The following is a 14682-nucleotide window of genomic DNA, read 5'->3' as shown; positions in this document are numbered from 1 at the left end:
GTGGCTGATTTCAAGAAAGCGGCCGAGGATTCGATCGTCAAAGCCGCCGGTGCGATGCACATCGCGGAGGCCGCGGCCCGGCAGGCCGGACTCACCGACAAAAAGGGAAAGGTCTCGAAAATTCGCGCGGTGCGCGCCGCGTTCCGGCCGACATCCACAGCGCGGGATCTGCTTTCCGGCGCCGCCGCCGAAATTCAGCGGCAGCGCACACAGGACGAGCCCACCGAGGGGTGATTCGGCTGCGGCATTGCGCCGCAGCCGAATCCGGCAGGCCTGTTTCAGATTTCGTCGAGCGCGATGAGGCCGTCCTGAACGGCTCGTGCGAGCAGTGCCGCCTTCGTGGTGGCGGGGCGGCCCACATCGGCGTACTTGCGTCGAATTCTGGTCAGATGCGTATTTATCGTGCCCAGGGTGACGTAGAGGTCACGGCACGCTTCGGCTTTCGAGTCGGAGAAGATCCAGGCGACGAGCACTTCGCGCTCGCGCTGGGAGAGACAGGGTCGCCGATCGGGACCGACGGTCATGGTAGCCACCAGCTTCGTTTCACGGTATCCGGCGGGGATCCGCCCGCACTCATATTAGCGTCGACTCCAACTTGGATACAAATAAATTTCGGCTTCGGGGGGCCGTGTAGTGTCGAGACCCATGAACGCCCCGCACGACGCCCGCAAGCGCAGCGCGGAGACCAAGCGGCTGCGCACCCGCGCCGCGCTGGTCGCCGCGGCGCGGGCGCATTTCGCGGCCCGGGGCTGGCAGGCGACCCGAGTGGAGGACATCGCGCACGAGGCGGGAGTCAGCGTGGCGACAGCGTTCAACCACTTCAGCAAACAGACGCTGCTCGGCCACGTGTATGCCCCCTTGTTCGAGCCGATGCTCACGGCGGCGCGGTCCGACATCGATACCGGGACCGATCCGGTCGAGGCGCTCGAACGGCACATCCGGGCATTGACCGCGGTGTGCCGCCGGCATCAGACGCTCACGGTCGCACTGCTCGCGGCCGTACAGGAGCAGACCATTGCCGCCGCCGGTGCGGCCGCCGAGGCCGACGACGGCGATGTGCGCAACATCGTGCCGTTCCCGCGGCCGCTGGCGGAACTGATCGATTACGGGCAGCGAGCGGGCCGATTCCGGCCCGAGCCCGCGAGTGCGGATGTGGCCGTTTACCACATCAATGCGCTGATGCTGCGCATCATGACCCGGCCCGGCGAATCGGCCGATGCCACAGCGGAACTCGTGCTGGGCCAGCTGCTGCCGCCGTTGCTGATCGCATCCGGCTGACCGCGCCGTACTCAATCCCGCACGCGGGCAGGCGCGATCGAATGAGTCAGTGCCGCCCACACCAGCGGCGTGTGGGCGATATCGCCGCTCGCCCGCCAGCGGTGCAGTTCCGTGCGCTGCCAGCGGGTCAGCGTGCCCAGCGGATCCGCACCCTCCTGTGCGGTGTCGACCCGCAGTGCCAGCGCGCTGGTCGGGCCGCCGTCGAAATCCGTTCGCGCCGAACGGAACGTCCAATCGGCGGGCAGGGTCCAGCGGGTGGTGGTCACCAGCGATGCGCCGGCGTTCACCATCGCGACCACCAGCCCGAAGGTTTCCGCGGCACGGTAGTCCGCCCCGCCCTCACAGCCGATCACCGCGACCCGCTGCGGCATCGGCCACAGCTCCGGCCCGGTCCGTGCCTCGCCGAACCCGTACCGGCGCCAGATCGCGGGATCCGTCGCGGGGCCGGTGCCCAGCATCATGTCCAGTGCGGCGAACGGACGATGACCGCGCACCGGCGCCGCCAGGCCCCATTCCGCGGCCGTGTCGTTGAGATGTATTGCCGCGGAACCCGGTTCGGCGGCCGACGCGGTGACGTGGCCGAAATAGAAGAACCTGGACCGCGGTAGGCGCAATGCGGCGCTCAACTCGACACGATCCATCCCGGAATGAATGGCGTTGTCGCCGTCCGGTGTGCTCAGCCGTCCCGCCGAGAGGTAGGCATCGATCCGCTCGTCGAAGGGATACGTGTCCACGTCGTCGAGCACCTGACGAAGTTCACCGGCCGAGGTGGGCAGCTGCGGATCGATGACGAGCAACGGCGGCCGGTCGCGGACCGCGTCCCAGGACTCGGCAGGCAGCACCGCACGATCGGCGTGCACCGCGGCCGGCGGCTCCAGCACCACATCCGCCAGTTCGAGCAACCGGACGTCACCGTCGACCGTGAGCAGCTCCCACGGCACACGGGCCAGGCGCGGACTCGGGGTCAACCGCATCCGGATCCGCAGGCCGGCCGCGGACCTCTGCCGGATCTGATCCCGAAGTCGTTCGGGCAGCACGGCTTCGGCGAGCGACCGGGCCAGTTCACGCTCCCGGGCGACATCGGCGAACGCACCCTCGGTCAAGGCCCGCCGGGCCGCCCGATCGCCGCGCTCACCCGGCCGCGGCGAGACCAGCGCGGCATCGAGCGCGGCCAGCGCGGGAGCGGCGACATCCGCCCGCAGCACCTCGAACAGCGGCCGGCGCACATCGTCGAGCCAGCGCCAGGACAGATACGTATCGCCCGCGTCGGCCGCCCGGACCAGCACATCGACCGAATCGCTCATCCGCCCGGCTCCGGCGGTATCAGGTCGGTGAGCAGCGGTGTCCCGCTACCGGTTTCGATGGTGTCGGCATACCGTCCGATCGCCTCCTGCCGCGCCCGCAGCAGAGTCGTGAGCACCTCGGCCGTCCCGTCGTCCGCGGTGAGCGACCGGGCTTCCCGCTCCAGGCGCTTGCGGGCGGCCGCGACGAGGGTCCGGGCGGCCCGCTGCCGGGATCGCCGCTCGGCCGCCACGGTACGCAGGTCGGATTCGGCAGCGTCGGGCGAGACGGCATATGCCGTGGCCGTTGCCGCGCGCTGGTGGGCCCAGGCCTCGATCATCATGCGATCCACCGCCATCAGGCAGCGGCCGACCGAATCGGTCCGCAGCGCCGCCACATCCGTGTCCGCGTCCAGCACGCCGAACGTGAGTTCCTCCGGCGTGCGGTCGTTCGCGGGCAGGCGCGCGATCAGGACCGAACCGTCCAGCCGCATCGGTGCGACCGCCACCAAGGTTCCGTCGGCCCGATCGGCGGCATAGGCCAGGAGCCTGCCGACCTCCCGGCAGTACGGATCGACGCCGGCGGCAACCGGTGCGTCGAGAACGAGGACACCGTCGTCCCGTTCGTGTCGGATCCGCAGTTCGGGCCGGTTGGCGCCGCCCCATGCGATGATCCGCGACGGTACCGCCAGCGGATCCAGGAAGTCGGAATCCTCGGTCGGTTCACCGGTTTCGCCGAGCGTGCCCGCCAGACCGGTGACCGCCGCAGCGTGCCGCCGCCACTCGGCGAGCGTGCTTCGGATCATCGAGTCGTCCAGCACCGCAACATCTTCCAGCTCCGCCGCACTGGCGGCCCAGGTACCCCGGGCGCCGGCCCGCTGTGCGGCACGGATCGCGGCGCGTACGAGATCGACCACCGCCGAGGGCAATTCACCTTCCACGCAGCGCCGGATCAGATCGGGTAAAGCGTCCTCGGCGTAGATGAACAGCGTCGCCGCCTCGGCCATCAGGCCCACCTCGGCCGCGGCGACCGCACGATCGATCAGCAGGCCGGCGTGGTGCACCGGCCGCATCGTCCAGCGCCGCACCGAGGCGACCTCGGCGAATCGGGCCCAGGCGGCAGCGGGCTGTGGACCCGGCACGACCCGCTCGCCGGGCCCGGCGATTCGAGCCTCGGCGACCACCGCGGCCAGCCCCGGATCGCCCACGGGTACCACCAGCGCCGGAATGTCGGCGGTCGCCGACAGTTGCCACGCCAGGATCTCGCCGGGAAACGCGGGATCGAGGTCGACGACGATGCCATGTCCCACTTCGACCCGGACCGCCGCGATCGCCGCGACCCGGCCGGACCGCCAGTCGACCGTGCCGTCCGCGCCGACGAAAAGCAGACCGAGCCGGAGCAATTCGGCGTTCATCCGTCCGGCTCCGACATCCGCTGTTCGCGTGCGGCCGTCACCCGGGCCCGGATCCGGTCGAGACGACGCGCGTACCGCTCGGTACCGCTGCCCGCGGATCGATCCGCACTCGACACCACCATCGACAGCAGGATCTGGATGTAGCGCGCGGCCGTCTCGACGTCCGCGGCATATGCCTGGGCCGGCCGGTCGTCCCCCTCGGCCAAGGTGTCCGCCCATGCTGCCCGCACCAGGTCGGCGAGCGAATCGTAGGCATCGATGACCACCGCGTTGCCCTGTGCCAGCAGTCGCAGTGCGAGCGATTTCTCCCAGCTGTCGGCGGCGGTCGGCGCACCGGGTTCGGCATGCGCGGCCAAGGTCGCGTGCGCACGGGCGAACAGCGCATCGATGTCCATACGCTGTTCTACCCCGGCGAGCGCGTCGACGGCCGCCTCGGGAAATCGATCGGGAGAAAGGCTTTCGCGCGCGTCGAGCAGCGCCTGCTTGCGTAGCGCGTCCATCCGGGCCCAGCGCAGCGCGGCGAAGATGATGCCGGCGTCCAGGTCCTCGCGCCCCTGCACCGTCCAGCGCAGCAAGGTGTCCGCTGCCCGGCGATACGCCTCGGTGAAATAGCGATGATTCGTCAGCGTCGGCTGTTGTTCGAGCACCGCCGCGAGCAATTCGTGTACCCGCTGTTTCTCGTCGCCGGTGGGCTTGCGCAGTGGTTGCTCCGGATCGCCGTGTTTCGCGGCGTGGGCGGCGATCGTCCGTTCCAGGACGCGCATCGTCGTGTCGTCCGGACTGTCCGCATCGCGCAACTGCTCCAGGCGATCCAGCAGGACCGAGAGATATCCGCGCCGGGCGATGCGCTCGTAATCCGGCCGATGTGCGGCGCGTGCGGCGATGAACCGATCGGCGGATGCCGAGGAATCGGCCACTCCGCCCAGCGGTCCGTCGGTCGCGCCCGCCATCACCGTACGGACGATCGGCGGCACCCGGTTCTTGAGCGGTCCCACCCAGCCGTCGTTCGGCAGGCCGCGGGGTCGCATATCGTGTACCACCGCGGCGAATTCGGCACTGAATCGAGCCAGCGGGTCGACATAGCCGGAATACAGCCGGCTCACCGTATTCCAATTGTCGGGCTCATCGATCTCCCGATTCCGCAGCCCCGCCCCGCGGGCCAATTCCGCGGGGCGGGCGCGGAACTCCGCCTGCACCCAGGTCCGGCGGCCGAGCACTCCGGACCACCCGGCCAATTCCGGCACGCACGCGTTCACCGGCGGTTTCGGCGCCGACATCCTCGCGTACCAGCGTCTGATCAGCTGATTACCGGATACGCCGGTGTGGTCGGGGTCGGTCGCCCACCAGAGCGGCACGGCCCATTCGGGCAGGTCGAGCACAGGCACGGCAGTCGCTCCGCGTTATTTCCAGTGCTTACCGTGGGTCGGGCACACCAACCCGCTGTCGCAACTGCCGCAATTCGTCGGGCCCAGCAAGCCACTGCCACCGCCCTTTCCGTTGCAACCCTGGCAATCGACCAGCGGCCGGTGGCATTTACGGCATTTCAAATCAGGCATGAGAACCCCTGCAGGAATCGGAAACTATTGCGCTGGAAGCATATCCGTGTGCTGTGCGCGGGTCTGTCCGACGATCGGCCGACAGCTGCCGGTTCCTTCTCGTGGTCGGCGAAACTCACCACACGCGCAATGGTGGTCCGGATACGTCGATCGGGGCGTATCTGTCGGAAATTCGATCCAGATGCGGAAACAGCGCCTCCCGTAGATCGGGCATGATCAGTCGTGGTGGCGCCGCCATCGGGAGAACCGCCCCGGGAATCAAGCGAATCGCTCCGGCCGGTCGAACACCCGCGGGCGACTTCCCGCTGTGCGGTGATTGCGGGTCCGGTGGCATATCGGCCGTCGTCGTGCGGTCGTACCGGATGATGCCTGCCGATATGTCGGAGACCGGCGAGGTGGTGTGGATCCCCGAGTTGATCGCCGTCTCGACGAGATCCGCGATCAGTTCCGGATCGTCCAGCGCGGCCGCCATCAGGAACAAGCGCGCCAGCGAATCCTGTGCCGACTCACCCCAGGCCACCCGCTCCGCCGCCTGATCGAACTGAAATCGGGTGGCATCCACGAATACCGTCGCGGGAATCATCAGTTCCGTCGCCGCGGCGATCAGCTTCCGGCGTTCCGGCGCATCGCCGGGCAGGGCACGGCCCCGGAAGAACATCGTCGATGCCCGGCCGGCGTCGCATCGGGCCGCCAGTTCCGGCAGGCCCAACCGGATGTACAGCTCCGCTGCGCGCGTGAACTGCTCCTCCGCGGCCTCGTAGCGGCCCGCCGGAGTGTGGACGAAACCCAGGTTCGCGATACACGCGGCGACCCGATGTTCGACTCCCAGTTGCTCGTACAGTCGAAGTGCTTGCCGGACAACCTGTTCCGCCTCGTCGAACCGCCCCAGCGCCATATAGGCCTGACCCAGGTTGGCGCAGCTGTCGGCGATCCCCTCCGGTAACCCCAGCCGCTCCCACTGCTCGCGAGCGGCGAGCAGGACCGACAAGGCGAGTTCGAACTGTTCGGTCGCCGCGTGCACATTGCCGAGATTGGCATCGCACGAGGCGACACCTTTCGACAGGCCGAGTTCCGCGTACAGTCGCCGGGCCTCGAGGTAGCAGATCTCCGCTTCCGGGTATCTGCCCGCGGTCAGATGAACGGTCCCGAGCCCGAGTGTGCAGACTGCCACCTGTTTTCGGACACCGAACTCGCTGAACACGTCCCGCGCACTCGACAACGACTGCTCGGCGTCGTCGTAGCGACCCTGAAGCAGATACACATTTCCGAGACTCGCTGCGGCATAGGCGAATTCCTCCCGCAGAGCGAGGCCCTGATACGCCCGCTGCGCGCTGATCAGCGCCTGCTCGGCAAGTCGTATCCGCCCGGTCGAGCGATAGACCTCCCCCAGTTGGCTCGAACAGTCGGCCAGACCGCGATCCGAGCGTCGTTCGATGTGGAAGTCCACCAGTTCGCGCAGAGCGCTCTCCGCGCTGTCGTAACGACCTTGGTGGCCATGAACATTCGCCAGATTCTGGGTGCAGGTCGCGGCCGCATCGACCTGACCGTGCGCGCGGAAGAACTCCCGGGCCGCCAGGTACTCCTGCTCGGCCTCGGCGAACCGCTCCGTATCGGCGTAGAGGGCTCCCAACCCCATCCGCCCGGTCGCGACTCGCTCGTCCAGTCCCAGCCGCTCGAACGCCGCGATCGACTCCAGCAGCACCGCCTCGGCCTCGGTGAATCGTGCGGTGTGCCGCAACGCCAGGCCCAGGCTCGCAGTGCATTCGTCGGCCTGAACCTGCATCCCCAACTGCCGGAACGAATCCCGAGCCTGTCGATACGCCTGCTCGGCCTCGGAATATCGACCCATCCGCAACATCGCGTTGCCGATCTCGCCCGTACAGCCGGCCACCGCCGCCGAAGCCGACCCCAACTGCTCGAATATGGTTCGCGCCAGCGCGAATTCGGTGGCTGCCGCGTCGTATCGGCCTGCCTCCATATGCGCGACCGCCGCGCGCGCATGCCGCGCCGCCGCGTTCCGATCGGGTCGCTCGCTCACCGCCGCCCTCCCGCTGTCATCGGCCGCCGCCCTCGCGGTGGCGAACTGCGCATGTCCGGCACCAGCCTGCGCTCACCTCCGCCCCCGACGGAATCCGCCGTTCGATCGACATCGTTCGCCGTGGTGGGAACGTCGCCGCCGGTCCGTCCGCCACCGGGCGAGAAGTGGTCGATGGCAGCACGATCACACTATGGTCGAAGCCATGAGTGTCTATGAATACAGCGTGACCACCGCGGACGGCCAGACCAAGTCGCTCGGCGACTACAAGGACCGGGTGGTGTTGATCGTCAACGTCGCCAGCAAGTGCGGCTTCACCCCCCAATATGCCGGGCTCGAGGCGCTGCACCAGGCGACCGAGGACCGTGGCCTGGACATCCTCGGCTTCCCCTGCAACCAGTTCGGCGACCAGGAGCCCGGCACGAACGCCGAGATCCAGGACTTCTGCTCCACCGAATACGGCGTGACCTTCCCGGTCTTCGCGAAGCTCGACGTCAACGGCGCGAACGCCGACCCGCTCTACACCTACCTGCGCGCCGAGGCCCCCGGCGACTTCGGCCCCGACGCCGGCATGCTCTACGAGCACATCGCCAAGAACCGCCCCGAGACGATCGGCACCGACGAGGTGAAGTGGAACTTCACCAAGTTCCTCGTCGGCCGCGACGGCGAGGTCATCCGCCGCTACGAGTCCACCGCGACCCCCGAGGAGATCGGCGCCGATATCGCGCTGCTGCTCGACTGAGCGTCCCTGTGTAACCACCGATACACAACGAACGTCGCCGCGCGAACAGACCTTTCACCCCCGAATCCGAAGAATTGTGTTCACCGACAACGGCAATCACTTCGGAGGACATCATGTCGCGCATCACCACACTGATCAGCACCGCGGCCGCCGCGATCGCTACGGCCGGGGTGCTGGCCCTGTCCGCCGCCCCCGCCGCCACCGCGGACCCGGTGCCGCCGGCCGCCACCGCCCCGGCCCCCGCACTCGCGAAAACCCAAGGCTGGCTGAACATCTACAACGGCCAGGCCCCGCAGGGCACCAACAACGTCGAACTCCGCGTGGTCATCGATCCCACGGTCGGCATGCGAGTCACCGACCGCGACGGCCGCTCGCTGTACCGCTTCGACAAGGACACCGCCAAGCCCTCGGTTTCGAACTGCAACGGTGACTGCGCCACCACCTGGCCCCCGCTGCTGGTCAGCCGCGGCCAGAACCTCTACGTCGACGGCCTCGACCCGCAGCTGACCGGTTTCATCGAGCGCGCGGACGGCTCCTGCCAGATCACCATCGGCGGCTGGCCGGTCTACTACTTCTCCAAGGACCAGAAGCCCGGCGACCTCCTCGGCCAGGGCGTCGGCGGCACCTGGTTCGCGGTCGCCCCCAACGGCGGCAAGGCGCTGGCCAAGTAACCGCCGATTGCCGCCCGAATTAAGTTAATCTCGCTACTCTGTGACGTAGAGCACAAGTCCGCAGTGCCCGGCTGTCCGGGCCGCGCACAGGACAGGAGCGAGAATGACCGCCACCACGGAGTCTGCCAACGAATCGATCACCGAGCCGCTGCACTCGCGACGTAACCACTGGAACAACCAGGTACACCGCCATTCGCTGATGACCCCCGACCGAACGGCCATCCGATACCTGGACGAGTCGACCACCTGGCGCGAACTCGACGACCGATCCCGCGCCTTCGCCGCCGCCCTGCACCGCCGCGGCGTGCGATTCGGCGACCGCATCCTGATGGCCCTCCTGAACCGCACCGAATACCTCGAGGCCGTACTCGGCGCCACCCTGATCGGCGCGATCCCGGTCCCGGTCAACATCCGAATGAGCCCCGCCGAGGTCTCATACCTGGTCACCGACAGCGGCGCCGAGGTAGTAGTCACCGAAAAACTCCTCGCCCCCCTGATGGACGCGGTACGAGCGTCCACCGGCACGATCGAAACCCTGATCGTGGTCGACAACGGAGACGACCCGGCCCACCTCGACTACGAAACCCTCCTCACCGAGGACCCCTCCGACCTGCCCGAGACAGACGTCCCCGAGGACACCGTCGCCCTCATCATGTACACCTCGGGCACCACCGGAAAACCCAAGGGCGCCATGCTCACCCACACCAACCTGCAAGCGCAGGCGGTGATCACCATCAACTCGGTCCAGGGCGGTTCGGACGACGACGTAACCTCCGTGGTACCCCCCATCTTCCACATCGCCGGCCTCGCGGCCTTCGCCCCCGTCCTCTACCGCGGCATCCGCGCGGTGATCCACCCCCTGGGCGCCTTCGACCCCGACGCCATGCTCGACACCATGGAACGCGAAGGCACCACCTCGGTCTTCATGGTCCCCGCCCAATGGCAAGCCGTCTGCGCCGCCCAGAAAGCCAGACCCCGCACCCTCGCCCTCCGCACCATCAGCTGGGGCGCCGCCCCCGCCTCCGACACGGTCCTCACCGCCATGAACGAGACCTTCCCTCGAGCTCTCAACATGACAGCCTTCGGCCAAACCGAAATGTCCCCCGTCACATGCGTTCTCGAAGGCAAGGACGCCCTCCGCAAACTCGGCTCGGTAGGCAAGGTCGTCCCCGCGGTCACCGCCCGCATAGTCGACCCCATGATGAACGACGTAAAGCCCGGCGAGGTAGGCGAAATCGTCTACCGAGGCCCGAATCTCATGAAGGGCTACTGGCGCAACCCCCAAGGCACCGCAGATGCATTCCGCGGCGGCTGGTTCCACTCCGGCGACCTGGTCCGCGAAGACGAAGACGGCTTCCTCTACGTAGTCGACCGAGCCAAAGACATGATCATCTCCGGCGGCGAGAACATCTACTGCGCCGAGGTCGAAAACGCCTTGTACTCCCACCCTTCCATCTCCGAGGCCGCGGTGATCGGCCGCGCCGACGAGAAATGGGGCGAGGTCCCGGTAGCCGTGATCGTCCTCGCCCCCGGCATCGACAACCTGTCGCTGCCCGACCTCGAACCCCACCTCAACGAGAACCTCGCCCGCTTCAAACATCCGAAGGATCTGGTGATCGTCGATGAACTCCCGCGCAACGCCAGCGGAAAGGTCGTGAAGCCGGAACTGCGGAAGGCTTACGGGAGTAAGGATGTGGGGCTGGCCGACTGAGCGCCGCCACCGAGCCGCACCCGCCGCATCGGGTTGTCACACCACGGCGGCGATGCGGCCGGTATGAGTCTCACGGCTCGTCGACGTTGAGCCCAGCCAGAACACGCGACGGGTCGCCGAGGTAGGTGTAATCCTCCGGCGGCGTCGGGAACATCGCCAACAGCGCCGCCACGCTGTCACGCTCGGCCGCCGTCATCGGGATGCGGTCGACAACGAAACTGGCACACAGGTTGTCGATCAACTCACCCCATTCGCCCACATCGCTGAAGGTTCGGTAAGTCGCGAGAGTGTCCGCGGGCAGCCGGTCGGCGAAACGCTCCAGCAGCGCGCGGGAGTCGTTGTGCAGCTTGACCAGGTCCACCGACCTCCTCGATTCCGCTATTTCGGATTACCGTGCTCGTCATTGTGGATCACACCCTGTCCGCCGGTGGGATACCCGGTCCAGACGCGGCCGCCGGGCAGAACCACGACCTCGATGTCGACGCCGTTCCGGCGGCCTTTGACCAGCCACCTGCCGTTCTTCTGCAACTCGGGCGGATGATCCGGATTCCGTGCCACATCCACGATCCGGTCGATGATCTCGTCGTCTTCCCAATCGTCCGGGAACTCGGTCTTGTTCGGCATACCTGTCCCCGGAGCATGACCGCCGTTGATGCCATCGCCATGACCGTCCAGGATATGGATCCGGTCACGCTGGGTGATCGTGATATTCGGCGGGCCACCCGGGACGACACCCCACAGCGTTCCCCCGGTCGAATTCGGGCCACCGGTGGTCGGAGTATCGGCTTGCTCGGTGTCCGGGGTTGCGGTGGTCGGCGGTGCCGCCGAGGCTGTCGGAGCGGTCGAGGATCCGGGGACCGGAGGCGCCGGTGTGCCACCGTCGTTCGCGACAGGGTCGATCAGGTCGACCCCGGTGATGGTGATCGCGGCACCGTCCAGCGTGGTCTCGGCCTGTCCACCACGAGAGATCGAGGCGTCGAATGCCGCCTCGCTCGGATCGACTCCCGAGGATCTGCGTACCACCACCCCGACATAGGTGCCGTCGGCCCGACGTGCCAGAGCATCGAATTCCCGTTGCCCGCCGCCGGTGAGCGCCGCCACCTCCTGTTCGGACATGTGGCTCAGCGTGTCCGCCGTCAGCCGAGAGGTAACCGGTCGTTCGACGAGCTGAATACTCTTGTCCTGCGCATACTTTCGCAACGCAGCGGCCTGCTGCTGTCGGCTGGCCGCATTACCGGAGACCGGGACCGGCGATGTGTCGACACCGGTCGGCGCCTGCCGCTGTGCTTGATTCCCCGGCTGCGGCGCCGTCGGCCGCGGCCGGCTCGCGCGCTGCGCTTCGGCCTCGACGCGTGCCAGCTCCGCGTCGATGGCATCGGCCTCCTGCGACAGCTCCTGTTGCAGGGCGCGCAGAGCGGCAGTTTCGTCGTTGTATCGGCCGACGTCCGCTCGATGATTGTCGACATCGGTGTTGTAGGCGCTGACCTTGCCGTTGAACGCATCGATCTGCGTGTTGAAAGCAGCGATCGCCCCGCTCGATGCGTACGGCGACGGCCGACGCGCCTCGAGCGCATTGCCCTCGGCATCGAGTGCGGCCTTCCGGCCCTGCAGAGCCGATTCCTCGGTCCGAAGCCGAGCTTCCCAGTTACGCAGCGCCTCGGCCCGGCCCAGGAAACCGTTGGCTTTGGCGTCGAAGACCGCGATCCGCTGACTCAACTCGGCGGGATTGCGATTGTTCGGCGCGATCCGGGCGACATCCGATGGCGTCGGCTGCGGAATCGCCGGAGGCTGCGCAGAAACCGATGAGCTGAGCAACAGAACAGCGGCGAGGACCGCGAACAAGACGCGAGCGGTGAGCCGGATCATGATCGCGCCCTTACAGTTTGGCGGCAACTTTATCGGCGATCGCTGTCGCCGCAGGCTGACCGTTGCCCGATTGACAGAGCGCGACCTGCAGCAGCACGGCCTGCTTCAATCGCGCTTCGCGATAACAGCGCCAACCGGTGGCGTCGAGTTGCTCGGCGTTCCACCACACCGTGTCGGCACTCGACGTGTCGATATGGTTGCGCCACTTGGAATCCACGGCACCGGCGCCGCGCAGAACCGCAATCTCCTTGTCCCCACATGTCATCAGAGCCTGAGTCAGCTTCGTGAACGCATCCCGAGCCCGGTCCGCATTCTCGTAACGACCCACCGCCTGCGTGAGGCTGTGATCCCAGGTGTTCGCGTTCTCCTGAAAAGTGCTCAGCCGGAAATCGGTCCAGGAGTTCCCGAATACCAGATCCGATGCCGGGGTTGCCGCCGCCTGACATTCGGCCGGCGTAACCGTTTGCGCCGCACCGGGTTTACCGGCATCGGTCCGAAACCACAGCGCGGCGCCGATCCGCCCACCGGCATCGTGGGTGTTCATCAAGGCCGCATCGATACTGCCGGCCGGGTAGTCCGGAGCAGCGGAACCACCGACCGCCGAACAACCTGTGACGCCGATCAGTACAGCCGACACCACCCCGACCGCGAATCCATTCGGCCGCCAGCCCATTTCCGACCTCCCCCGATCGCGTCCGGTCGTGCCCCCGTGCAACGACAACCGGCTCCCGCTATGGTCCCGCGGCACAGCCGAATCTGTCCAGTGCGAGCATCATCACCCAGGTTGGTCGACGGAGCACCCTGCGGTCATTGCTGCCCGGCGGCCGAGCGCTGGCGACGGCGGAACTCGATCTTGCGCATCGGCATCCGAGTCCCTTACTGTCCCAACAACAACGGTGCGCAATGAGGGATCTGCGCACCGTTCGGGAGGGAGCAGGACATGTCTGCGTGCATCGCTGTGCGCTCAGCCCCATCGAGCCCGCGCACGGTAGCGGTACGGCCCGCGATCCGGCAGGTGTAGACCCCAATCGCACCACCTCCAGCCCACCCGCAGCACCGCAGCCGGCATCGCCGATCCTGAACCGCTACGGGCCGGGCATCATCCCATCGCGTTCGACGCGAGATCCCACGTCCGAAAGAAGCACGCCCCCATGCAATTCCAGAAAATCGTGATGACAGCTGTGCTCACCACCGCTCTCACCGGCATCGCCGAAGGACTCGCCCATGCCGAACCGCAGGTAGCGCCGGAGACAGCTCCGACCGCGCTGCGAGGCGTCGATCACGGTGTGGCCTTCACCATTTCGCACCCCGTCGCGGCGAAGAACGTCACCGTCACCCTCGACCAGGGCCGCTTCACCCCGACCGACACCGGCATTGTCGTCACCGATGCCACCGGCACACGCATCGGCGAAATCCCCTTCACCGTCGCCACCACGCACGGCACCGTAGCCCTGTCCGCCGCCGTGGATCCGAGCGGTACCCGGCTGACCGCCGAACCGATCGACGGCTGGATCTCCCAACGAGACCTCAACGGCGAGATCGGAGCCGGCGTCGGCGGCCTGATCGGCTTCACCGCAGGTGCCGCCCTCGGCTTCCTCGGCCTGATCGGCATGGGCGTGCTCGCAATCATCACCGTTCCCGCCGCCCTACGTGTCAGCCTGAGGTGAGTCCGCTGGTTCACAGCAACTCGGCGTTGTAGGGCGAGAGATGGATCGATTACCACGATGACTACCACCAGCACGACGCGCCGGCGGTCCGGCGAGAATGTCGGGATGGGTAGCAGTGACCCCGCCGCGGGCGGGCGACGGCGGCGGGCGTTCAGCCCGGCGGAGAAGCTGGCGCATCTGGCCGCGTACGAGACCGCGTGCGGGCAGCCCGGCGGCGGCGCAGCCTATCTGCGGGAGCAGGGCCTGTATTCGTCATTGATCACCGAGTGGCGCCGCCAGCGCGATGCTGGTGTGCTGGCGGGTAAGGCGCCGGGTGAGAAGGTCGGCCGCCTGTCGCCGGAGCAGGCCGAGATCGCCCGGTTGAAAGCGGAGCTGGCGAAAGCACAGAAGAAGCAGGCGATGACCGACGCCGCGCTCGAGATCATGGGAAAAGCGCACGCGCTCTTGGCTTGACTCTGTCG

At 67.5% G+C, this 14682-nt stretch carries 15 protein-coding genes; 7 read left to right on the top strand and 8 right to left on the bottom strand.

Translation table 11 applies throughout. The features are described from left to right. Entirely contained in the window at positions 1-234 is a 234-nt protein-coding gene (locus G361_RS0132190) for a hypothetical protein (RefSeq protein ID WP_019931256.1), read from the top strand. A gap of 44 nt (positions 235-278) precedes the next feature. Here G361_RS0132190 and G361_RS0132185 read toward each other — a convergent pair whose 3' ends face one another. Beyond that, positions 279-524, bottom strand: coding sequence for a helix-turn-helix transcriptional regulator (locus G361_RS0132185; protein WP_019931255.1), 246 nt, complete (start codon positions 522-524; stop codon positions 279-281). Between the two features lie 121 nt (positions 525-645). Between G361_RS0132185 and G361_RS47490 the strand changes: the two genes are divergently transcribed. After that, entirely contained in the window at positions 646-1278 is a 633-nt protein-coding gene (locus tag G361_RS47490) for a TetR/AcrR family transcriptional regulator (RefSeq protein ID WP_019931254.1), read from the top strand. A gap of 11 nt (positions 1279-1289) precedes the next feature. On the opposite strand, the gene G361_RS0132175 is transcribed toward G361_RS47490, so the two are convergent. The 4 genes from G361_RS0132175 to G361_RS0132160 form a co-directional block, all read right to left on the bottom strand. Beyond that, the gene (locus G361_RS0132175) at positions 1290-2582 is read right to left on the bottom strand and encodes a hypothetical protein (protein WP_019931253.1); all 1293 of its coding nucleotides are present in this window, start codon (positions 2580-2582) and stop codon (positions 1290-1292) included. Further along, the gene (locus G361_RS0132170) at positions 2579-3973 is read right to left on the bottom strand and encodes a hypothetical protein (RefSeq protein WP_019931252.1); all 1395 of its coding nucleotides are present in this window, start codon (positions 3971-3973) and stop codon (positions 2579-2581) included. The genes G361_RS0132175 and G361_RS0132170 overlap by 4 nt, the downstream gene beginning before the upstream one ends. After that, the gene (locus G361_RS0132165) at positions 3970-5358 is read right to left on the bottom strand and encodes a hypothetical protein (protein WP_155981926.1); all 1389 of its coding nucleotides are present in this window, start codon (positions 5356-5358) and stop codon (positions 3970-3972) included. The genes G361_RS0132170 and G361_RS0132165 overlap by 4 nt, the downstream gene beginning before the upstream one ends. A 286-nt stretch (positions 5359-5644) precedes the next feature. Then, positions 5645-7567, bottom strand: coding sequence for a tetratricopeptide repeat protein (locus G361_RS0132160; RefSeq protein WP_019931250.1), 1923 nt, complete (start codon positions 7565-7567; stop codon positions 5645-5647). A 202-nt stretch (positions 7568-7769) separates the two neighbouring features. Here G361_RS0132160 and G361_RS0132155 point away from each other — a divergent pair, with 202 nt between their 5' ends. The 3 genes from G361_RS0132155 to fadD5 all read left to right on the top strand — a co-directional run bounded on the left by G361_RS0132155 (position 7770) and on the right by fadD5 (position 10688). Beyond that, positions 7770-8306 carry a glutathione peroxidase gene (locus tag G361_RS0132155; RefSeq protein ID WP_026343761.1) on the top strand — a complete coding sequence of 179 codons (537 nt, stop codon included), beginning with the start codon at positions 7770-7772 and terminating at the stop codon, positions 8304-8306. Positions 8307-8419: 113 nt separating this feature from the next. Further along, entirely contained in the window at positions 8420-8977 is a 558-nt protein-coding gene (locus G361_RS0132150) for a hypothetical protein (RefSeq protein ID WP_019931248.1), read from the top strand. Positions 8978-9080: 103 nt separating this feature from the next. Continuing rightward, positions 9081-10688, top strand: a complete 1608-nt coding sequence (gene fadD5 / locus G361_RS0132145; RefSeq protein WP_019931247.1) for a fatty-acid--CoA ligase FadD5 — start codon at positions 9081-9083, stop codon at positions 10686-10688. 70 nt (positions 10689-10758) lie between these two features. On the opposite strand, the gene G361_RS48730 is transcribed toward fadD5, so the two are convergent. The 3 genes from G361_RS48730 to G361_RS0132130 are packed head-to-tail and all read right to left on the bottom strand — an operon-like array spanning position 10759 to position 13227. Next, positions 10759-11049 (bottom strand): hypothetical protein, encoded by a 291-nt coding sequence (locus G361_RS48730; protein WP_019931246.1) that lies wholly within the window; start codon positions 11047-11049, stop codon positions 10759-10761. 17 nt (positions 11050-11066) lie between these two features. Then, positions 11067-12554, bottom strand: coding sequence for an EndoU domain-containing protein (locus tag G361_RS48725; protein ID WP_019931245.1), 1488 nt, complete (start codon positions 12552-12554; stop codon positions 11067-11069). Positions 12555-12564: 10 nt separating this feature from the next. Then, positions 12565-13227 (bottom strand): sensor domain-containing protein, encoded by a 663-nt coding sequence (locus G361_RS0132130; RefSeq protein WP_019931244.1) that lies wholly within the window; start codon positions 13225-13227, stop codon positions 12565-12567. A gap of 499 nt (positions 13228-13726) precedes the next feature. Here G361_RS0132130 and G361_RS0132125 point away from each other — a divergent pair, with 499 nt between their 5' ends. Then, entirely contained in the window at positions 13727-14221 is a 495-nt protein-coding gene (locus tag G361_RS0132125; RefSeq protein WP_196814704.1) for a hypothetical protein, read from the top strand. A 105-nt stretch (positions 14222-14326) separates the two neighbouring features. Then, positions 14327-14674 (top strand): transposase, encoded by a 348-nt coding sequence (locus G361_RS0132120; RefSeq protein ID WP_026343760.1) that lies wholly within the window; start codon positions 14327-14329, stop codon positions 14672-14674. Positions 14675-14682: the final 8 nt, after the last annotated feature.

Source organism: Nocardia sp. BMG111209 (assembly GCF_000381925.1).
Classification (GTDB): domain Bacteria; phylum Actinomycetota; class Actinomycetes; order Mycobacteriales; family Mycobacteriaceae; genus Nocardia.
This window is presented reverse-complemented; position numbering and strand designations above follow the sequence as displayed.

What these genes read in the sequence shown, in the direction of transcription:
- G361_RS0132185 (WP_019931255.1), bottom strand. Translation starts at nt 524, where the DNA reads ATGACCGTCGGTCCCGATCGGCGACCCTGTCTCTCCCAGCGCGAGCGC.
- G361_RS47490 (WP_019931254.1), top strand. Translation starts at nt 646, where the DNA reads ATGAACGCCCCGCACGACGCCCGCAAGCGCAGCGCGGAGACCAAGCGG.
- G361_RS0132175 (WP_019931253.1), bottom strand. Translation starts at nt 2,582, where the DNA reads ATGAGCGATTCGGTCGATGTGCTGGTCCGGGCGGCCGACGCGGGCGAT.
- G361_RS0132170 (WP_019931252.1), bottom strand. Translation starts at nt 3,973, where the DNA reads ATGAACGCCGAATTGCTCCGGCTCGGTCTGCTTTTCGTCGGCGCGGAC.
- G361_RS0132155 (WP_026343761.1), top strand. Translation starts at nt 7,770, where the DNA reads ATGAGTGTCTATGAATACAGCGTGACCACCGCGGACGGCCAGACCAAG.
- G361_RS0132150 (WP_019931248.1), top strand. Translation starts at nt 8,420, where the DNA reads ATGTCGCGCATCACCACACTGATCAGCACCGCGGCCGCCGCGATCGCT.
- fadD5 (WP_019931247.1), top strand. Translation starts at nt 9,081, where the DNA reads ATGACCGCCACCACGGAGTCTGCCAACGAATCGATCACCGAGCCGCTG.
- G361_RS48725 (WP_019931245.1), bottom strand. Translation starts at nt 12,554, where the DNA reads ATGATCCGGCTCACCGCTCGCGTCTTGTTCGCGGTCCTCGCCGCTGTT.
- G361_RS0132130 (WP_019931244.1), bottom strand. Translation starts at nt 13,227, where the DNA reads ATGGGCTGGCGGCCGAATGGATTCGCGGTCGGGGTGGTGTCGGCTGTA.
- G361_RS0132125 (WP_196814704.1), top strand. Translation starts at nt 13,727, where the DNA reads ATGACAGCTGTGCTCACCACCGCTCTCACCGGCATCGCCGAAGGACTC.
- G361_RS0132120 (WP_026343760.1), top strand. Translation starts at nt 14,327, where the DNA reads ATGGGTAGCAGTGACCCCGCCGCGGGCGGGCGACGGCGGCGGGCGTTC.